This is a genomic window from Alkalisalibacterium limincola, from assembly GCF_008017755.1.
Taxonomy (GTDB): Bacteria; Pseudomonadota; Gammaproteobacteria; order Xanthomonadales; family Xanthomonadaceae; genus Alkalisalibacterium; species Alkalisalibacterium limincola.
Map to the genome: position 1 here is coordinate 140,899 of NZ_VRTS01000004.1, position 18,851 is coordinate 159,749.

Genomic DNA, 18,851 nt, shown 5'->3' on the forward strand with positions numbered 1-18,851 from the left:
AGCCGCCGCTTGCGCTTACAATAACGATTTGCCGCGAACGCACGCCATGCCAGCCGCCAATGCACCGCACCCCCTCGTCGGGGTCGTGATGGGTTCCAAATCCGATTGGGAGACGATGCGCGCCGCCGTCGAGCGGCTCGAGCAACTCGGGGTCCCGCACGAAGTGCAGGTGGTCTCGGCGCATCGCACCCCGGACCTGTTGTTCGACTACGCCGCCAGGGCGCAGGGTCGTGGCCTGCGCGCGATCATCGCCGGTGCCGGGGGCGCGGCGCACCTGCCGGGCATGCTGGCCGCGAAGACGGCCGTTCCCGTGCTGGGTGTCCCGGTGCAGAGTCGTGCGCTCAATGGCCTGGATTCGCTGCTGTCGATCGTGCAGATGCCGGCCGGCGTGCCGGTCGCGACGTTCGCCATCGGCGTCGCGGGTGCCGCCAACGCCGCGTTGTTCGCCGCCTCGCTGCTGGCCGCGACGCACGAGGACATCGGCGCGGCGCTCGAGCGCTTCCGCCAGGACCAGACCCGCAGCGTCCTCGACAACCCGGACCCGCGCCCGTGAGTTCGCGGGTGGGCGTCATGGGCGGCGGCCAGCTCGCCCGGATGCTGGCCGTGGCCGGCGTGCCGATGGGGCTGCGGTTGAGTGCATTCGACCATGCAGCCGATGCCTGTGCCGCGCAGGTCATCGCGCAGCATCGCGCCCGCTTCGACGATGCCGAGGCCTTGAAGCGCTTCGCCGCCGAGGTCGACGTGGTCACCTTCGATTTCGAGAACGTGCCGGCCAGCAGCGCCGAGGCACTCGCGGCGCTGGTGCCGGTGTATCCGCCGCCGCGTGCCCTGGCCGTGGCGCAGGACCGGCTCGAGGAAAAGACGCTGTTCGGCGAGCTTGGCATCCCGGTCGCCGGTTTCGCCGATGTCGACAGCCTGGAAGGACTGCGGGCCGCGGTCGAGCAACTGGGCCTGCCGTGCATCCTCAAGACGCGCCGGCTCGGCTATGACGGCAAGGGCCAGTTCCGGCTGCGCTCGGCCGACGACATCCCTGCCGCGTGGGCGGCGCTGGGGCCTCAGGCGGAGTCGGTCGGCCTGATCCTCGAGGCCTTCGTCGCGTTCCAGCGCGAGGTGTCGGTGGTGGCCGTGCGCGGCCGCGACGGCGAGTTCCGCAGCTGGCCATTGACCGAGAACTGGCATGACGCCGGCATCCTGTCGGCCTCGCTGGCACCCGCTGCCGTGACGCCCGAGCTGGCCGAGCAGGCGGTGGGCCACGCGCGGCAGCTGGCGCAATCCCTCGACTACGTCGGGGTGTTCGCGCTGGAACTCTTCGTGCGCGACGGCCAGCTGCTGGCCAACGAGATGGCGCCCCGGGTGCACAACTCCGGGCACTGGACCATCGAGGGCGCGGAGACGTCCCAGTTCGAGAACCACCTGCGTGCCGTCCTGGGCCTGCCCCTGGGTTCGACGGCGCCACGTGGCCACAGCGTCATGCTCAACTGGATCGGGCAGATGCCGGACCCCGGCGTCGTCATGAGGGAGCCGGGCGGGCATTGGCACGACTACGGCAAGTCCAGCCGTCCGGGGCGCAAGGTCGGCCACGCCACCTTGCGCAGCGACGACCCCCAGGCCCTGGCGGCCAGCCTGGAGCGGATCGGTGCAGCGCTGGGTCGTCCCGATCTGGTGCAGGGCGCCGTGCGTCGCCTGGGCGCCTACTGAGCCCCTCGAGCTTCAGGGCACGCGGGCTTCGGCGACTTCCTCCGGGCCGAACACCACCACGTGTTCCAGGTCGGTGCGCACGCGCAGGCGTCGCCCGGCGCGAAGTGCACATGGCTGGGAAACAGTGCGCTGATCTCCTGGCCATCGTCCAGGCGCAGCAGGTAGAAGGTCTCTGCGCCACGGAACGCCGCAGACAGCACGGTCGTCTCGATGCCGCCGCCGCTGGAGTCTTCCGGCAAAAGGTCGTCCGGTCGCATCAGTACCCGCACCAGGCTGTCCACCTCCGCGTCCAGCGGCGATTCGCTGCGATGCAGGCCCAGCGTCGTCTGCACCGTGTGCGCATCACGCACATGCCCGCGCAGGAAACGGCCTTCGCCGACGAAGCGCGCCACGAAGGCGGTGCGTGGCTCGTGGTAAACCTCGAAGCCCGGCGCCCACTGGCGCAGGTGCCCATCCTCCATGACCCCGACGGTGTCGGCGAAGGCGAACGCCTCCTCCTGGTCGTGCGTGACCAGCAAGGCCCCGATGTTGAGCCGCTTGAGCACCTCGCGCAGGTCGGCGCGCAGGCTCAGCCGCAAGTGGGCATCGAGGCTGGAGAACGGTTCGTCGAGCAGCAGCAGCGAGGGTCGCGGAGCCAGCGAGCGTGCCAGTGCGACGCGCTGCTGCTGGCCACCGGAAAGCTCGTGCGGGTAGCGCTGGGCGAAGCGCGACAGGCCCAGCATCGCCAGCGTCTCCTCGATGCGGGGCTCGCGCTCCCCACGCGGCAGGCGGTGCAGGCCGAAGCCGACGTTCTTCGCCACGCTCAGGTGCGGGAACAGCGCCAGGTCCTGGAACACGAAGCCGATGCCACGCTTCTCCGGTGGCAGCCGCGTGGCGTCGTGGCCACGCAACACGATGCGGCCCGCGGTCGGCGGATGGAAGCCGGCAATGGCCCGCAGCAGCGTGGTCTTGCCGCAGCCGCTGGGTCCCAGCAGGCAGCCCAGCTCGCCCTGGGCCAGGCCCAGGGAAAGCTGGCGCACGGCCGGTTGGCCGTCGTAGTCGCATTCGACGTCCTCGATCCGCAGCAGGTCGTCGGCGGGGGCGTCGGGATGCGCGGGCATTGCTCTGGCGTCAGCCCAGTTGCTTGGCGACGAAGTCCCAGTTGACCAGGTTCCAGAACGCCTCCAGGTACTTCGGGCGGGCGTTGCGGTAGTCGATGTAGTAGGCGTGTTCCCACACATCGCAGGTCAGCAGCGGAACGTCCGGGCCGGTCAGCGGGGTGGCGGCGTTGGAGGTGGAAACGATCGCCAGCGTGCCGTCGGCCCGCTTCACCAGCCAGGCCCAGCCGGAGCCGAACGTGCCGATCGCGGTCTTGGTGAACTCTTCCTTGAACTTCTCGAAGGAACCGAAGGCCTTGTTGATGCCGTCGGCCAGCGCGCCGCTGGGCTCGCCACCGGCGTCGGGACCCATGCAGTTCCAGTAGAAGGTGTGGTTCCAGACCTGGGCGGCATTGTTGAACACGCCACCCTGGGACTTCCTGACGATGGTCTCGAGGTCGGCGTTCTCGAACTCGGTGCCCTCGATCATCTCGTTGAGCTTGGTGACGTAGGTCTGGTGGTGCTTGCCGTAGTGGAATTCCAGGGTCTCGGCCGAGATGTGCGGCTCCAGCGCGTTCTTTTCGTACGGCAGGGCGGGCAGTTCAATCGACATGCGGCTCTCCTTTGCTTTCTGGCGGGGGGTGGCTGCCGCCGCGCGATGCGGCGGAAAGATCTACAATTCTATCCCATGCGCGGTGACGCTCGCGTCCCCGGCCCGACTTGCGCATGGAGTTCAATGATGTCTGCCACCGAACGGATCAAGGCCCTGGTGCAGGGCCATCCCGTCGTCCTGTTCATGAAGGGCACCCCGCAGTTCCCGATGTGCGGCTTCTCCAGCCGCGCCGTGGAGGCCTTGAAGAAGGTCGACGCGAAGATCACCCCCGTCAACGTGCTGGAGGATCCGGAGCTGCGCGCCGACCTGCCGCGCTACTCCGACTGGCCGACGTTTCCGCAGCTGTTCGTCAACGGCGAGCTGATCGGCGGCTGCGACATCGTCACCGACCTCTACGACAGCGGCGAGCTCAGGCGCATCGTCGCCGAAGCCCAGAAGGACGCCGTGTGAGCCAGAACAAGTTTGCCGAGCCGGCAACGGATGCGCTGGCCGGGCGCGTGGTGCTGGTGGTGGGGGCGTTGGGCGGGCTGGGCAGTGCCAGTGCCAGGGCGTGTGCCGCCGCCGGGGCCGAAGTGGTGCTGCTTGGACGCCGCGTGCCGAAGCTCAACCGGCTCTACGACGAGCTGGTCGCGGCCGGGGGCAGGGCGGCGATCTATCCGCTGGATCTCGAAGGGGCGACGCCGGCCGACTACGCCGACATGGCCGAGCGCATCGAGGGCGAGTTCGGCCGGCTCGATGGCATCGTCCATGCTGCGGCGAACTTTCCCGGGCTCACGCCGCTGGAGCTCACCGAGCCGGAGGCCTTTGCCCGCGCGATCCACGTCAACCTGACCGCGCCGATGCTGCTGACCCAGGCCTGCCTGCCGCTGTTGAAGAAGGCCCGGGACTCGGCGGTCGTGTTCGTGTCGGATGCGCCGGCGCGGATCGCTCGCGCGCATTGGGGCGGCTACGCCGTGGCCAAGCATGGACTGCAGGGGCTGGTGGCCGTGCTGGGTGACGAACTGGTCAACTCGCCTGTGCGGGTCAGCGCACTGGAGCCCGGCCCGATGCGCACTTCGCTGCGTGGGCGCGCCTACTTCGGCGAGAACCCGGCCAGCTGGCCGGAGCCTTCCGCCTACGCCCCGGCCGTGGTGCACCTGCTGTCGGCCGACGGCGCCGAGCACCGTGGCCGCGTGTGGCCGCTCGAGCTCAGGGCGGGCTGATCGGTGGAAATGACCGTCGCCGCCGCCGCGATCCTGCTGTTCCTGATCCTCGATCCGCTGGGCAACATTCCGATCTTCCTCAACCTGCTCAAGCCGCTGTCGCCGCAGCGGCGGCGGGTGGTGCTGGCGCGCGAGCTGCTGATCGCCCTGGCGGTCCTGTTCGTGTTCCTGTTTGCCGGCCGTTGGCTGCTGGAGCTGATGCACCTGCGCCAGGAGTCGGTCAGCATCGCCGGTGGCATCGTGCTGTTCCTGATCGGATTGAAGATGATCTTCCCCAGGCCCGAGGGCATCTTCGGCGACTCTCCGGAGGGCGAGCCGTTCATCGTTCCGATGGCGATCCCGCTGATCGCCGGGCCCTCGGGCATGGCGGCGGTCATGCTGTTCGCGAACTCGGCCCCGGATCGCATGGGGGCCTGGAGCCTGGCGCTGCTGCTGGCCTGGGGCGCCACGGCGATCATCCTGTTCGCCTCGACCTGGCTGTTCAAGCTGCTGGGCATGCGCGTGCTTATCGCGATGGAGCGCTTGATGGGCATGCTGCTGGTGGTGATCAGCGTGCAGATGATCATCGATGGCGTGGCGACCTACGCCGCGTCGCTGGCCTGACCGGCGACAAGTTCCGGACTGTCATCGCAACGCAGCATCGGTGACCTAGCCTGCGTGCACGGGACAGGCCGGCGCTTGCCGCCCGGTGGCCTCGTGCGGCGCCGTCGCCCGCCGCAAGTGTCTGGCAGCGCTGAAGTTAATCCATGCGTGCGACCAGTCTCGGATCGTCACGGGATTGTAACCTTCGCCTTCTATGGTGTTAAACTGAAGTTAACCCGGCAGCGCCATACGGTGCCGTGGGGTGCGGGGATTCCAGCAACGCCAGTTTTGCCGCCCGACGGGTGGCGCGTTTCCATTCGCCGGCAGGATGCCGCACTCCTTTCCTACAGATTCCAACAGTCAGGGTATTTACCATGATCGATCGATCGAAGATCCGGGTCTCGCGCTTGACGCTCGGCCTGCTCGCCGCACTGGCCGCCGCACCTGCGTTCGCCCAGAGCACGTCCGCCTCGCTCGGTGGCCGCGTCGTCTCCGATGCCGGCCAGCCGGTGGCGAATGCCGAGGTTGTCATCGTCCATGCACCGTCGGGCACCGTCAGCCGCACCACCACCGATGAGAGCGGCCGCTACGTTTCGCGCGGCCTGCGCGTCGGCGGCCCCTACACCATCACGGTGCAGGCGCCGGGCTTCCAGTCGACCGCGCAGGAGGACATCTACGCGCAGCTGGCCGAAACCGCCACGGTGAACGTGTCGCTGGCCACCGACTCGGCCACCACGCTCGAGGCCATCACGGTCGTGGGTACCAGCGTTTCCGAGATCTTCGGCACCGACCGCATCGGCGCGGGCACCAGCGTGTCCGAGCGTCAGATCCAGGCGCTGCCGTCGATCGGCCGCAACATCCAGGACTACGCGCGCCTTGATCCGCGCGTGCAGGTGACCGACAAGCAGCGTGGCGAGATCTCGGTGGGTGGCCAGAACACCCGCTTCAACGCGATCCGCATCGACGGTGTGTCGACCAACGACCCGTTCGGCCTGGAGTCGAACAACCTGCCGACCATCCGCCAGCCGGTGTCCATCGACGCGATCGAGGAAATCCAGGTTGCCGTGGCCGATTACGATGTCACCATCACCGGCGCCACGGGCGCAGTGATCAACGCTGTCACCAAGTCCGGCACCAACGACTTCAGCGGCTCGGTTTACGGTGTGTACCGCGACAACTCGTTCGTCCGGAAGAACGACAACGGCGAGCGGTTCAACGGCTTTGACGACGAGACCACCTACGGCTTCACGCTGGGCGGCCCGATCGTGCAGGATCGTCTGTTCTTCTTCTTGAACTACGAGCGGTTCAACCGCACCGCGCCGGGTCCGGCGTTCGGACCGCCGGGTTCTGGCGCCACGAACATCGTCGGCATCACCAACGAAGAGATCGCCCGCGTCCAGCAGATCGCGTCCGCTTACGGCTTCAATGCCGGCACCCTGGACATTCCGGATGCGCTGGAAACCGACATCGAAGAGTACGCGGTCAAGATCGACTGGAACATCACCGACGACCACCGCGCCAGCTTCCGTTACTCCAACACCGAGCAGGTCGAGGCCAACCTTCCCGGCTTCGGCAACAACTCGCTGTCTCTCAACAGCTACTGGTACAACCAGAACAAGACCTTCGAGAGCGTGGTCGGCCAGCTGTACAGCGACTGGGGCACCAACTTCTCGACCGAGTTCAAGGCGTCCTACCGTGAGTACAACGCGATCGCCGAGCCGTTCTCGCGTCTGCCGTCGATCCGGGTGACCACCGCTTCGAACGGCAACCTGTTCCTGGGTACCGAGCAGTTCCGCCACATCAACGTGCTCGAGACCGAAGAGCTCAGCTTCTTCGGCGCCGGCACGCTTTTCCTCGGCGACCACGAGCTGAAGTTCGGCGCCGAGTATGCGCAGAACGACATCTTCAACTTGTTCGGCCGTGACCAGTTCGGCGTCTACCAGTTCAACTCGATCGACGACTTCGAGGCCGGCGCGCCCGCGTTCTACACGTCGCGCAGGGCTTTCGACGGCAACCCGGCATCGGTCGCCGCCGACTGGCGCCTGGACAACCTGGCGTTCTTCGTCCAGGACACCTGGCGCGCCACGAACAACCTCACCCTGGTGGCAGGCCTGCGCGTCGACATCCCCAAGGTCAGCGACCGCCCGCAGTTCAACCCGTTGATCCAGGAGCTCTACGGCGTCGACAACACCGCCACGATCGACGGCAACGAGCTGGTCCAGCCACGCTTCGGCTTCAACTACACCTTTGATTCCGAGCGACCCACCCAGTTGCGTGGCGGCTTTGGCCTGTTCCAGGGTGCGGCGGCGAACGTGTGGCTTTCCAACCCGTTCTCCAACACCGGGCAGAACTTCTTCGTCTACGAAGCCCGCAACCAAGACCCCGGCTTCTTCAGCCCGGATCCGGACAACCAGCCCGAGCCGGCCGGCGTGCCGGCCCGCCAGGCGGTCGACGTCATCGATCCCGACCTGGGCCAGCCGTCGGTGTGGAAGGCCAACCTGGCATTCGACCATGAGCTGCCGTACTGGGGCGTGGTCGCGTCGGCCGAGGCCATCCTCACCCGCACCAAGGAGGCGATCTACTACGAGCGCCTGGACCTCGGCGAAGCGAGCCGGATCGGTCCGGATGGCCGCGCGATGTACTGGAATGCGGCGGGCTACAACCCGTTGAACTTCAATGCCAACGGGCAGTTCTCGGGTGGTGCCAACCCGCGCTCCAACCGCGACCCGCGCATCGCCGACGTCACCATGGCCCGTCCGACCAGCAAGGGCATGGGCCAGCAGCTGACGCTTGCCCTGACCAAGCCGCAGACGGACAACTGGTTCTGGCAGGCGTCCTACACCTACACCAACGCCACCGAGGTCAATCCGCTGACCAGCTCGCAGGCGGTGTCGAACTGGAACAACAACCTGATCTTCCAGGCCAACGAGGAAGTGGCGGGCCGGACCAACTACGCCATCAAGGACAGCTTCCAGCTGACGGTAGGCTACGGGCGCGAGTTCTTCGGCAACAACCGCACCGACTTCGCGCTGTTCTACAGCGGCCGGTCGGGCAAGCCGTACAGCTGGGCATTCCGCAACGACGTCAATGGCGACAGCCGCGGCAACAACGACCTGTTCTACGTGCCGTCGGGCCCGGGCGATGTGATTTTCAGCAACGCCAACTTCACCGACGCCGCGTCGATCGTCAACGATCCCATGGTGGAAGCGGCGTTCTTCGAGTTCATGGCTGCCAATCCGGGCCTGGCCCGTTTCGCCGGCAGCGTCGCGGATCGCAACTCCGAGCGCAATCGCTGGGTCAACCAGTTCGACATCCGCATCACGCAGCAGCTGCCGGGCTTCTTCCGCGACAACAAGGCGGAGATCTACCTGGACATCCTCAATGTCGGCAACCTGATCAACAAGGATTGGGGACACATCGAGGAAATCGGGTTCCCGTCGGCCCGCCGGGTGGCCACCTATCGCGGCATCGATCCGAACACGGGCAAGTACGTGTACGGGTTCAACCCGAACCAGGTCGACAGCGCCTTCATCCGTGATGACACGGGCGAGTCGCGTTGGGCCGCGCAGGTGGGTTTCCGCTACCGCTTCTAAGCGATCGCGGCATCCACCGACACGGAAAACGGCCGGCGCTTGCGTCGGCGTTTTCCGTTGCGAACGCCGCTCACCCCGGGGGCTGCATACCGGTGCTAGAGTCCCCCGTTCACGAGAGCCGACAAGACAAGAAGAGCACATGACGCCAACCGCCCCCGACCGCCACACCGTCAGCGCGCGCATCTCGCCGCGCGGTGGGCTCGACATCCTTTCCCGCGACGAAGTCATCCGCCTGCGCGACGCGTCCAGTGGCGGCCTGCACGAACTGCTGCGGCGCTGTGCGCTGGCGGTGCTGACCAGCGGCAGCCAGTCCGACGACCCGCGCGCGGCGCAGGAGCGCTACCCCGACTTCGACATCCAGGTGCTGCAGCAGGACCGTGGCATCAAGCTCGAACTCAAGAACGCACCCGCCGTCGCCTTCGTCGATGGCGAGATCATCCACGGCGTCGCCGAGCAGCTGTTCTCGGTGGTGCGCGACATCGTGTACACCGCGATCGAGGTCAAGCGTGGCGACCGCTTCGACCTGGGCACCTCCGAGGGCTTGACCAGCGCTGTGTTCGAAATCCTGCGCAACGCCCATGCGCTGCGCACCAATGTCGAACCCAGCCTGGTGGTGTGCTGGGGTGGCCATTCGATCAGCCGCAACGAGTACGAGTACACCAAGCACGTCGGCTACGAGATGGGCCTGCGCGACCTCGACATCTGCACCGGCTGTGGCCCGGGGGCGATGAAGGGGCCGATGAAGGGCGCCACGATCGCGCACGCCAAGCAGCGTCGCGTCGGCGGCCGCTACATCGGCATCACCGAGCCGGGCATCATCGCCGCGGAGTCGCCCAACCCGATCGTCAACGAACTGGTGATCATGCCGGACATCGAGAAGCGCCTGGAGGCGTTCGTCCGGCTGGGCCACGGCATCGTCATCTTCCCCGGCGGCGTTGGCACGGCCGAGGAGATCCTCTACCTGCTGGGCATCCTGCTGCACCCGGCCAACGAGGGGCTGAAGTACCCGCTGGTGCTGACCGGTCCGGCCGGTTCGAAGGAGTACTTCGAGCAGATCGACGCCTTCCTGCGCCTGTCGCTGGGCGATGAGGTGGCGCAGCACTACCGCATCATCGTCGAGGATCCGGCCGAGGTGGCGCGCACGATGGCACGCGGCATGCGCCATGTGCGCCAGCGCCGCCTGGAGCAGAAGGACGCGTTCTTCTTCAACTGGTCGCTGCACATCGACCACCCGTTCCAGCAGCCCTTCGCGCCCACGCATGCCAACATGGCCGGGCTGGACCTGCACCGCGAGCAGCCGATGCACACGCTGGCGGCCGACCTCAGGCGCGCGTTCTCCGGCATCGTGGCCGGCAACGTCAAGGAGGAGGGCATGCGCGAGGTCGAGGCGCATGGACCCTACGAGATCAGCGGCGACCCGGCGATCATGCAGGCGCTGGACAAGCTGCTGGAGTCGTTCGTGGCGCAGCGGCGGATGAAGATCAGCGGGGAGTACAAGCCGTGCTATCGGGTCGTCACCGGCTGAGCGGGGTTGCGGGCAGCGTCGTGCCTCACTCCAGCGGCACGACGATCGCCACGCGGTAGACGCCTTCGCCGGGCAGGACTTCCAGGCGTGAGCGGCCGTCGGTAAGCGCTGCGATACGCGCGCGCACCGAGGTGAGTCCGATCGAGTGGCCGTTGCGCTTCCGGGGGGCATGTCGGGCGACGGGGTTCTGCACAAGCACTTGAACGGTGCGGCGGCCTACGGCCACCTGCAGCAGCAATTCGCCGCCCTCGGCGCAGGGCTCCACCCCGTGCCTGACCGCGTTTTCCACCAGGGGCTGCAGGCTCAGCGTGGGCAGTTTCACCTCCGGTAGTACTTCGGGCACCTCCCAGCGCACCCGCAGGCGGTCGCCAAATCGCAGCTGTTCGATGTGCAGGTAGCGGCGGGCCAACTCCAGCTCGTCGGCCAGGTCGATCAGTTCCGGCCCGCTGAGTGCGGCACGGAAGAGATCGGCGAGGTCGAGGAGCAGGTCCTCGGCCGCCTCGGGCTTGTCATGCACCAGTGCCGCGCCGGTGTTGAGTGTGTTGAACAGGAAATGGGGGCGGATACGGGCCTGCAGGGCCTCGAGCTCGGCGCGCGCAGCGCGCGCGGCGAGGTTGCGGTTGCGCCAATGGGTGTGGAACGCAGCCAGGCCCATCAGCCCCACCGTCAGCGCCAAGAGGGTCAGTTGCAGCATCGCCGGTCCTTGGCCCTGGGCGCCGGCCAAACTGGGGAAGAACCAAAGGCCCGCGCCACCCACCAGCGAGGTGGCCATCAGCAACAGGGCCAGCGCCACCCATGCGACGGTGATGGGTGGAAGGTGGCGAACGAGGTGGCGAAGCAGGAACAGGCCCAGCAGCGTCAGCAGCGCGACCCACTGAACCACGAGGGACGCCAGGCCAAAAAGCACCCAGCGATCGCCCTGGACGCCTGGAGCCAGGGCGAGCAGAAGGGCCAACCCTTGCCCGGCCAGGATGATGGCGACGATGGCACGTGCCTGCCAGAGGATGTCGAGTGGTGCAGCGTGTCTATGGAACCTGTCCAACGCGTCCCTCTCCCCGGGTATCGCGGATACATCGGTGCTGGGACGGATAATGCCTGTTTGGTCGTCCCATGGGTGCGCTTGCTTCGAAAATGGCCACCAATCCCGCCATTCGGTCCGTCCGTCGGGCACCATTGGCGGCAGGGCCGGCAGTCGAATAGGCTCCATCAAGCAAAGCTAGGGGTGCAATGCATGAGTGCCGGGGCCAACCGTAGGAAATGTAATTCGTTGCGAGCGTGCACTCGCGCGGGCGGATTTACGCTGATCGAGCTTCTCATCACAGTCGCCGTGCTCGCGGTTGTCCTCGCCATCGCCGCACCGAGTTTCCGCGGCATGGTCAATGGAAACCGAATCACCGCTGCCGCGAACGAATTCGTCGGTTTGCTGCAGTCGGCCAAGATGGAGTCGATCCGTCGCAACGGTCGGGTCACGGTCTGCCCCAGCACCAATGGCACGAGCTGTGGCGGGGCCAACTGGCGCCGGGTGATTGTCCTCGCGCCGGACGGAGTGACCGTCTTGAGGGACCAGACAGTCAGCGCGGACGTCCTCGTGTCGGTCAGCGGAAGCATTTCCGGCGCGTCGGCCAACACGATCGTGTTCCGTTCCGACGGCCTCGCCCGGGAAGGCACGACGCGCACCATCCTGACGGGCAAGGTCAGGGTCTGCATGGACACCACCAGGCCTGTCCTCAACGCACGCCATATTTCGGTCTCGGGTGCCCGCGTGTCAGTCGACCCGGCCCTGACCTCGGCAAGCTGCACGACGACGGTACCCAACGCATGAACCTACTACCTCCCCCCGGACGCACGCCTGTTTTGCCGCCTGGTCGCCAGCGTGGCGCTTCGTTGATCGAAGTGCTTGTAGCCGTGATCATCATGAGCGTCGGCTTGCTGGGTGTTGCCGCGATGCAGTCGATCGCCCTTCGAAACAGCCAGGGCTCCATGGAGCGGACCCAGGCGGTCATCCAGAGCTATGCCATGTTGGACTCCATGCGCGCGAACCTGACGGCGGCTCGCGCCGGAGCTTACGTCATGGCGGAAACATGCAGCGCTCCGGCCCCCGGAAACCTGGTCGAGACGGACAAGAGCATGTGGATCGCGTCGTTGCTCGCCACGGTGGGGCCCAGTGCCTGCGGCGCCATCCAGTGCGGGGCCGATGACGTGTGCAGCATCATCGTGACCTGGGACGACTCCCGCGCCAGCGGGGGCGATGACGAGCATTCCATCACCACGACGAGTCGCCTATGAACATCACCTCGTATTCCGGTACGTCCGGCGCCCGCAGGCAACGTGGCTTCAGCCTGGTTGAACTGATGGTCACGCTGTTGATTGGCCTCCTGGTCGCGGCGGCCGCGGGCACCATCTTCATTTCCAACCGCCAGACCTACGCCGCGACCGAGACGATGGGGCGCATGCAGGAGAACGGCCGCATCGCGTTCGAGCTCATGGCGCGCGAGCTGCGCGAGGCCGGTGCGACGCCGTGCGGCAACAACATTCCCATCGCGAACGTGTTGAAGAATACCGGAGCTGCGGGCGAGTTCGCCTGGGGCGATGGCCTGCGCGGCTACCTGGCGGGCGAAGCTGCTGCCCAGGCGCCGTTTGGCACTGCTGCGGGAAACCGGGTTGCCGGCACGCAGGCCGTGGAGTTCCGTTCGGCGGGCACCAGCAGCGTGACCGTGACCAAGCACAATCCGGCGTCGGCGACGATCTTCACCAACACGACCGACCACGGTTTCGTTGCCGGCGACATCCTGATCGTGTGCGATTACTCGCAGGGCGCCATCTTCCAGATGAGTGGCCCGAACGCGGGCGGCACCCTGCAGATCGTGCACAACACCGGCAACAACCAGACGCCCGGCAACCTCTGCAAGGCGTTGAGCTTTCCCGTCGACCCCGATTGCGAGGCCAAGCCCAAGGATGGCAAGCAGTACGCCGACAATGCCAGCGTGGCGCGGTTGAGCTCGACGATCTGGTACATCGGCCACAACGGAAGGGGCGGGCGCTCGCTGTACCGTCGTTCGACCGGACGCGACCCCGAGGAGGTCACCGAGGGTATCCAGGCACTTGACCTGCGTTACCTGCTGCCGGGAACCAACCAGTACACCGCGAGCATCCCCGTTGCCCGCTGGAGCGAGGTCAGTGCCGTGCGCATCGGCCTGACGCTGCAGGCGGCGGAGGGTGCGCTGGTGAATCGCGAGATCCAGGGCACCGACGGCCAGGCGCTGACCCGCCAGATGGCGCACGTGGTCACGATCCGGGGGCGCAACCCGTGAGGCGCTCGATGAATCGCCCCGTGACGGGAACCGCGCAGCAAGGCATGGCCCTGCTGGTGGTCCTGATGCTGTTGCTGATCACCACGATCCTGGGCCTGGCAAGCATGCGTGGCGCCCTGCTCGAGGAGCGCATGAGCGGCAACCTCTTTGACCGTTCTTTGATGTTCCAGGCCGCCGAAGCCGCCTTGCGCGAAGGCGAGGCATTGGCGGCGGAAAGGCGCATCGCGGACTACACCGATACATGCACGGACGGACTGTGCACCGCGCCCGTTCCCAACTGTGCCGGGACTGGGAACAACATGACGTGCACCGCCACCGTCGATCGGTGGACCGTTGCCAGTCCACCCTACGTGACGGCGGCGGCCGTGCAGTCGGGCGATCTGTCGGTCACTCCTGAATACTTCATCGAGTTCATGGGTCTTTTCCCGAATTGGGTGGGATGCGACCGCGCTGAACCGGTTCCAGTGGGCTGCCTTGGCCCACGCTATCGCGTGACTGCACGGGCGCGTGCGCCCGGCCGCGCCGAGGTCCTGCTGCAAAGCAGCTACACATCCCCCGAATAGTCCTGGCCGCAAGCCACTACGGATCACCAGCGGAGCACCGCGATGAATACCAAGAACATGCCCCTTCCCAACACCGTCTCAAGCACCGCTTCGCGAATTCGCGCAGCACTGGTGGCGTGTGCGCTGACGGTGCTGGCGGTCCCGGTGCACGCGAGTGTCGTCATTCCGCCGGTGCCGCTGCAGTCCGGCAACACCGTCGCGCCCAACATCCTGTTCATCCTGGATGACTCGGGCTCGATGGACTGGCTCTACATGCCCGACGATGTTCAGGGCACTAGTCCAGTGGATATATCCGACCAAGCCTATACACGCAATACGATTTACTACAACCCGGCCGTGACTTACCGCCCGTGGCGGAAATCGGACGGGTCGTTCATGGAAGTAAGGCCGTACAACAGCGCTTTCTCCAATCGACAACAGGCGAGCGGGACCATTGATCTGGGTTCGGCTGCGCGCACGTTCTTTGTTCCGAAAGCGGGTGCAACCGCGCTGGGCGACGCGTCCCAGTACTTCCGATATCGCTTCCTCACGGACGGCACAGCTCGACGGTGCGAGCTCAACCCTAACGACAATAATAATTGGACCCTGAACTGCACGGCGGTGACGAACTTTAGCTGGACGGGGCTCGATGGTGAAGCGGTCACGCGCACCCTGGCGGAGGAAAAGCAGAATTTCGCAACTTGGTATTCCTACCATCGCAGCCGCATGAAGGTCGCCAAGGCGGGTGCCTCCTACGCCTTCAGCGAGCTCGGCGAGAACATCCGGGTCGGCTACAGGACCCTCCACAACCAGTCTAATTTCGACATTCCGGTCAATGTGGACGGCGGTTTGTTCCGCGATCAGTCGCCCGGCAGTGGCAATCGGTCGACGTGGTACTCCCGCCTGCTATCGGCGTCTGGATCCGGCAATACGCCGTCGGCCCGGGCCCTCAACGAGGCTGGACAGTACTTCAGCACCACCACCGCCTCCGGCCCCTGGGGCCCGGAAGCGCCAGAGAACCAGCTCTCGTGCCGGCAGAACTTCGCCATCCTTACCTCGGATGGCTACTGGAACGAGACCCCGGTCACCACGACTGACGGTGACGACGTGGCCGGCTTGGTGATCACAAGCCCGACCGGGCAGACCTATCAGTACACACCGCAGCGACCCTACAGCGACGGCATCAGCAATACGCTGGCCGACGTGGCCATGCGCTACTGGAAGACCGACCTGCGGCCGGACCTCGACAACGACGTGCCGACCACGCCGGGCAACCCCGCATTCTGGCAGCATATGGTCACCTTCGGTATCTCGCTTGGGCTGGCGGGCACCCTCAACCCGGAGACCGACCTCCCGGCCCTGACCGACGGCACCAAGTCCTGGCCCGATCCGCATCCAACGAGGAATGCCACGCGCATCGACGACATGTGGCACGCGACGGTCAACGGCCGCGGCGAGTTCGTGGTGGTGACCGACCCGGAAGCCTTCGCGGCGGGGCTGACCGAAGCGCTGGACTCGATCACCGAGCGCACCAACTCCGGCTCCAACGTGGCCGCAAACAGCGTGGCGCTGCGGGACGAGACGCGGATCTTCCAGGCCAGCTACGTCGGTGGGCGCTGGACGGGTGAGGTCGCCGCGTATCCGATCTCGGCGGCTGGCGTGGCAGCGAATCCGGTGTGGCGCGCCACCGACCCGGGCAACATCCCGGCGTTCGAGGCCCGCAAGGCGCAGGTCTTCACCTTCGGCGACAACCAGGGACGGAACTTCTTCGCACATCGCAACGCCGGATTGGGCGCGATCGATGGCTACAACGTGGCCGAATACCTGCTCGGGAACGCCGCCGGGGAAGAGCGCAACAGCGGCACCCTGCGGAACCGGACTTCGGTGTTGGGCGACATCGTCCACTCCTCCCCTGCCTTCGTCGGTGACGTCGACAGTGGCGCCCTGTTCGTCGGCGCAAACGATGGAATGATGCACGCCTTCGATTCCGAAACCGGCAAGGAGCTGTTCGCCTATGTCCCGGGTGGGATCAGCAACGAGCGCCTTCGCCTGCTCACCGATCCGGCCTACTCGCATCAGTACTACGTGGATGGCCCCATCGCCGTCTCGTCGCAGACCCAGACCCCGGGCGTGAACTACCTCATCGGGACGCTTGGCCGCGGCGGCAAGGGCCTCTACGCGCTGGACGTGACCAACCCGAAGACCTTCGCCGCGGGCAATGTGCTGTGGGACACGGCGGCCACCAACCTGACCGGCTGGACGACCCAGAACGCCCAGGCCGATCTCGGGATGGTGCTCAATCGGCCCTTGATCGCCCGCACCAACGGACGTACCGGCAACCAGAACTCGGCCATGCTGCCGGCAATGGCCATCTTCGGGAATGGCATCAACAGCACGAGCGGGCGCGCGTCGCTGTTCATCGTGGACCTCAAGACCGGCGCACTGGTGCGCAACATCCGCGTCGGGCCCGCTGGCGACACCAACAACGGAATCACTTCCGTGCGCGGATGGGACGAGGACGGCGACGGCTTGATCGACTACGTGTTCGCCGCCGACATGAAGGGCAACATCTGGAAGTTCGACCTGGACTATTTCGATGTCGACAAGTGGGGCGTGGCCGATGGTGGGACCATCCAGGGACAGTTGAAGCGCGCCTCGGGAGGCGATCCGCTGATCGCCACCGGTCGGCCGATCACCGGTGGCATGCAGGTGACCTTCCACCCGACCACCTACGAGACCTGGCTGATGTTCGGCACCGGCAAGTACCTCGAGGAGTCCGACATCAACAGCACCGGGCAGGAGCGCTGGTACGGCGTGATCGACAACGGGACCCGGATCACCAACATCGGGACCCAGCTTACGCAGCGCAACCTGGTGGTCTCTGCCAACATCGACGGGACGCCGGTTCGCGGATTCCAGCCACACGCACCCTTGCCGGCCGATAGCCGTGGCTGGTTCGTGAACCTCCAGACGCCTCCGACCGGACAAACCCTGCCGCCGTCCGAGCGCATGGTGGCGGAGCCGCTCATGGTCGGTCGCGTGCTGGTGGCGGCCAGTATCCTTCCCAGCGCAGACCCCTGTGATGCGGGTGGTACCGGTTACCTCAATGCGATCGACGCCTTCACCGGCACCAGCGTGCAACGGCCGTTCTTCGACGTGAACAACGATGGCAGCTTCGATGACGACGTCATCGGATACGGCGACGGCTCGGTGCCGGTGGGTTCGGTGAACCTGGGCATTGCCATGCCCACCTCGCCCACGGTGGTGGAGAACCTGCTGGTGGCAGGCGGCTCGCTGGGTACCACGGGTGCGGTCGGCATCAACAACCCCTTGGTGAAGGGCCGGATTTCCTGGCGCGAGATTCTTGGAGACTGATCGATGAAGCTTGCATGCAAGAAGGCGATCCACCGCCGCCCCGCGGCGGTGCTCACCCCGGGGGGGCGGCAGGCGCACGGCTTCACGCTGATCGAGTTGATGATCGTGATTGCGATCATCGCCGTCCTCGCGGCGCTCGCATACGCCAACTACACGGACAGGGTGGTCAATTCGCGTCGCGCGGCGGCGACCACCTGCATGATGGAGCACGCCCAGTTCCTCGAGCGTGCCTATACCACCAACATGTCCTATCTCGGTCCGGCCATTCCGGGCTTTGGCTGCGTGGGAGACCTGGCCCAGTTCTACACGTTCTCGGTCCCGACGCGCACGGCGACCACGTTCACCGTGCAGGCCGTGCCGGCAGTCCGCAGCAACGGGACACCGGATGTGCGACGTTGACGCTCAACCAGGCGGGCGTGCGGACCGTGAGCGGAGGTAATGGCGTGGCCGGGTGCTGGTGAGGCCGTTCGACGCTGAAGAAAAAAGGCCACCCGAAGGTGGCCTTTTTTCTGATCTGGCGCCCGAAGTTGGACTCGAACCAACGACCCCCTGATTAACAGTCAAGTGCTCTAACCAGCTGAGCTATTCGGGCGGGGTGAGCCGCGTATTTTAACGGATGCAGGGCCCGCGTCAACCCGGGGGTGGGCCGAGCGGGCACGCTGTGGTGGCCCCGGAGGCAAGGCGGGTGCTGCGCGCACGCCCTGACATGGAAACCACCACTTGGCCAAGCAGCCGGTCCTCGCCATCCGCGCAGATGGACAGCGTCAGGTTGCTCCCTCCCGCCATTCCATCGGGGGAAAAACGCACCAACCGGCGCCCTGGGGTGGTGCCGACGCGGAGACTGGTGTTGCCAGGCCCGCGTTCGAACACCTGGACGATCGCGTCGTCGTCCTTGGGTTGCCCCGCCCGGTCGGGGTCGAGGAACACCATCCAGCCCCGGGTCCAGTCACTTCCGCCGGTACAGCGGTTGCCGGTGGCGAGCGGGCAGACGCTGACGCGCTGGCCCCGGGTGATCGACAGCGTGCGGGCAGTCGCCAGGCTGACACTGAGCTGGTGGGACGCACCAGCGAACCTGCCGGATTCCGCGATCGCGCTGAAGGAGGGGGCTGCGAGAGCCAGGACAATCCCCAGGATCGCCAGCGCCACGATCAGTTCCAGCAGAGTCAGCCCCGCCTGGGTCGTTCTCACGTCAAGCCCTCCCTGGCTTCGAAGTGGATGCCACGAAGGGAAGGCTAGGGCGGTGGCTCCGGGAGCGACAGTCGAGGCGTTCGGCCACCGGGGTAGGCGAACCACGTCAACGCGTGTCCGCCATCCACCCCTGCAAGACCATGGGC

Annotated in this window: 17 protein-coding genes and 1 tRNA gene; 13 read left to right on the top strand and 5 right to left on the bottom strand. The window is 66.4% G+C overall.

The annotated features are described in order from the left end of the window. The first annotated feature begins 46 nt into the window (after positions 1-46). Entirely contained in the window at positions 47-553 is a 507-nt protein-coding gene (purE, locus tag FU658_RS07525; RefSeq protein ID WP_147891514.1) for a 5-(carboxyamino)imidazole ribonucleotide mutase, read from the top strand. Then, positions 550-1,698 carry a 5-(carboxyamino)imidazole ribonucleotide synthase gene (locus FU658_RS07530; RefSeq protein WP_147891515.1) on the top strand — a complete coding sequence of 383 codons (1,149 nt, stop codon included), beginning with the start codon at positions 550-552 and terminating at the stop codon, positions 1,696-1,698. The genes purE and FU658_RS07530 overlap by 4 nt, the downstream gene beginning before the upstream one ends. Here FU658_RS07530 and FU658_RS07535 read toward each other — a convergent pair. Together FU658_RS07535 and sodB are read right to left on the bottom strand one after the other, a co-directional pair. Beyond that, positions 1,692-2,798: an ABC transporter ATP-binding protein gene (locus FU658_RS07535; protein ID WP_222708378.1), complete on the bottom strand. Its 1,107-nt coding sequence runs from the start codon at positions 2,796-2,798 to the stop codon at positions 1,692-1,694. The two genes, FU658_RS07530 and FU658_RS07535, sit on opposite strands and share 7 nt — an antisense overlap. A 10-nt stretch (positions 2,799-2,808) precedes the next feature. Next, positions 2,809-3,387, bottom strand: coding sequence for a superoxide dismutase [Fe] (gene sodB / locus FU658_RS07540; protein ID WP_147891516.1), 579 nt, complete (start codon positions 3,385-3,387; stop codon positions 2,809-2,811). 126 nt (positions 3,388-3,513) lie between these two features. Here sodB and grxD point away from each other — a divergent pair, with 126 nt between their 5' ends. From grxD to ppnN, 5 genes are all read left to right on the top strand, one after another. Then, complete coding sequence (grxD, locus tag FU658_RS07545) at positions 3,514-3,837, top strand: Grx4 family monothiol glutaredoxin (protein ID WP_147891517.1); 324 nt, start codon at positions 3,514-3,516, stop codon at positions 3,835-3,837. Next, complete coding sequence (locus tag FU658_RS07550) at positions 3,834-4,589, top strand: SDR family NAD(P)-dependent oxidoreductase (protein ID WP_255505478.1); 756 nt, start codon at positions 3,834-3,836, stop codon at positions 4,587-4,589. Before grxD ends, FU658_RS07550 begins: the two co-directional genes overlap by 4 nt. Positions 4,590-4,598: 9 nt before the next feature. Further along, the gene (locus FU658_RS07555; protein ID WP_147891619.1) at positions 4,599-5,192 is read left to right on the top strand and encodes a YhgN family NAAT transporter; all 594 of its coding nucleotides are present in this window, start codon (positions 4,599-4,601) and stop codon (positions 5,190-5,192) included. A gap of 353 nt (positions 5,193-5,545) precedes the next feature. Next, positions 5,546-8,764: a TonB-dependent receptor gene (locus FU658_RS07560; protein WP_147891518.1), complete on the top strand. Its 3,219-nt coding sequence runs from the start codon at positions 5,546-5,548 to the stop codon at positions 8,762-8,764. Between the two features lie 139 nt (positions 8,765-8,903). Continuing rightward, the gene (gene ppnN / locus FU658_RS07565; RefSeq protein ID WP_147891519.1) at positions 8,904-10,289 is read left to right on the top strand and encodes a nucleotide 5'-monophosphate nucleosidase PpnN; all 1,386 of its coding nucleotides are present in this window, start codon (positions 8,904-8,906) and stop codon (positions 10,287-10,289) included. 25 nt (positions 10,290-10,314) lie between these two features. Here the strand turns inward: ppnN and FU658_RS07570 are convergent, their stop codons facing one another. Beyond that, positions 10,315-11,331 (bottom strand): sensor histidine kinase, encoded by a 1,017-nt coding sequence (locus FU658_RS07570; RefSeq protein ID WP_187265991.1) that lies wholly within the window; start codon positions 11,329-11,331, stop codon positions 10,315-10,317. A gap of 189 nt (positions 11,332-11,520) precedes the next feature. Between FU658_RS07570 and FU658_RS07575 the strand changes: the two genes are divergently transcribed. The 6 genes from FU658_RS07575 to FU658_RS07600 are packed head-to-tail and all read left to right on the top strand — an operon-like array spanning position 11,521 to position 17,916. Next, positions 11,521-12,111: a GspH/FimT family pseudopilin gene (locus FU658_RS07575; RefSeq protein ID WP_147891521.1), complete on the top strand. Its 591-nt coding sequence runs from the start codon at positions 11,521-11,523 to the stop codon at positions 12,109-12,111. Beyond that, positions 12,108-12,575: a type IV pilus modification protein PilV gene (gene pilV, locus FU658_RS07580; protein ID WP_147891522.1), complete on the top strand. Its 468-nt coding sequence runs from the start codon at positions 12,108-12,110 to the stop codon at positions 12,573-12,575. Before FU658_RS07575 ends, pilV begins: the two co-directional genes overlap by 4 nt. Further along, positions 12,572-13,600, top strand: a complete 1,029-nt coding sequence (locus FU658_RS07585; RefSeq protein ID WP_147891523.1) for a prepilin-type N-terminal cleavage/methylation domain-containing protein — start codon at positions 12,572-12,574, stop codon at positions 13,598-13,600. The genes pilV and FU658_RS07585 overlap by 4 nt, the downstream gene beginning before the upstream one ends. An 8-nt stretch (positions 13,601-13,608) precedes the next feature. Next, positions 13,609-14,163, top strand: a complete 555-nt coding sequence (locus FU658_RS07590; RefSeq protein ID WP_147891524.1) for a pilus assembly PilX family protein — start codon at positions 13,609-13,611, stop codon at positions 14,161-14,163. 42 nt (positions 14,164-14,205) lie between these two features. Further along, on the top strand, positions 14,206-17,517 hold the full coding sequence (locus FU658_RS07595; RefSeq protein ID WP_255505479.1) for a pilus assembly protein: 3,312 nt from the start codon (positions 14,206-14,208) through the stop codon (positions 17,515-17,517). A gap of 3 nt (positions 17,518-17,520) precedes the next feature. After that, positions 17,521-17,916: a type IV pilin protein gene (locus FU658_RS07600; RefSeq protein WP_187265992.1), complete on the top strand. Its 396-nt coding sequence runs from the start codon at positions 17,521-17,523 to the stop codon at positions 17,914-17,916. A gap of 116 nt (positions 17,917-18,032) precedes the next feature. Here FU658_RS07600 and FU658_RS07605 read toward each other — a convergent pair. Beyond that, a tRNA-Asn gene (locus FU658_RS07605) sits at positions 18,033-18,109 on the bottom strand. Between the two features lie 38 nt (positions 18,110-18,147). Next, complete coding sequence (locus FU658_RS07610) at positions 18,148-18,810, bottom strand: GspH/FimT family pseudopilin (protein ID WP_147891525.1); 663 nt, start codon at positions 18,808-18,810, stop codon at positions 18,148-18,150. Positions 18,811-18,851: the final 41 nt, after the last annotated feature.

Bases quoted from the DNA above. Each gene is read 5' to 3' on its own strand.
- FU658_RS07585 (WP_147891523.1), top strand. From the start codon at position 12,572: ATGAACATCACCTCGTATTCCGGTACGTCCGGCGCCCGCAGGCAACGT.
- grxD (WP_147891517.1), top strand. From the start codon at position 3,514: ATGTCTGCCACCGAACGGATCAAGGCCCTGGTGCAGGGCCATCCCGTC.
- FU658_RS07575 (WP_147891521.1), top strand. From the start codon at position 11,521: ATGAGTGCCGGGGCCAACCGTAGGAAATGTAATTCGTTGCGAGCGTGC.
- FU658_RS07560 (WP_147891518.1), top strand. From the start codon at position 5,546: ATGATCGATCGATCGAAGATCCGGGTCTCGCGCTTGACGCTCGGCCTG.
- FU658_RS07600 (WP_187265992.1), top strand. From the start codon at position 17,521: ATGAAGCTTGCATGCAAGAAGGCGATCCACCGCCGCCCCGCGGCGGTG.
- FU658_RS07595 (WP_255505479.1), top strand. From the start codon at position 14,206: ATGAATACCAAGAACATGCCCCTTCCCAACACCGTCTCAAGCACCGCT.
- sodB (WP_147891516.1), bottom strand. From the start codon at position 3,387: ATGTCGATTGAACTGCCCGCCCTGCCGTACGAAAAGAACGCGCTGGAG.
- FU658_RS07535 (WP_222708378.1), bottom strand. From the start codon at position 2,798: ATGCCCGCGCATCCCGACGCCCCCGCCGACGACCTGCTGCGGATCGAG.
- FU658_RS07555 (WP_147891619.1), top strand. From the start codon at position 4,599: ATGACCGTCGCCGCCGCCGCGATCCTGCTGTTCCTGATCCTCGATCCG.
- ppnN (WP_147891519.1), top strand. From the start codon at position 8,904: ATGACGCCAACCGCCCCCGACCGCCACACCGTCAGCGCGCGCATCTCG.
- FU658_RS07590 (WP_147891524.1), top strand. From the start codon at position 13,609: ATGAATCGCCCCGTGACGGGAACCGCGCAGCAAGGCATGGCCCTGCTG.
- purE (WP_147891514.1), top strand. From the start codon at position 47: ATGCCAGCCGCCAATGCACCGCACCCCCTCGTCGGGGTCGTGATGGGT.
- pilV (WP_147891522.1), top strand. From the start codon at position 12,108: ATGAACCTACTACCTCCCCCCGGACGCACGCCTGTTTTGCCGCCTGGT.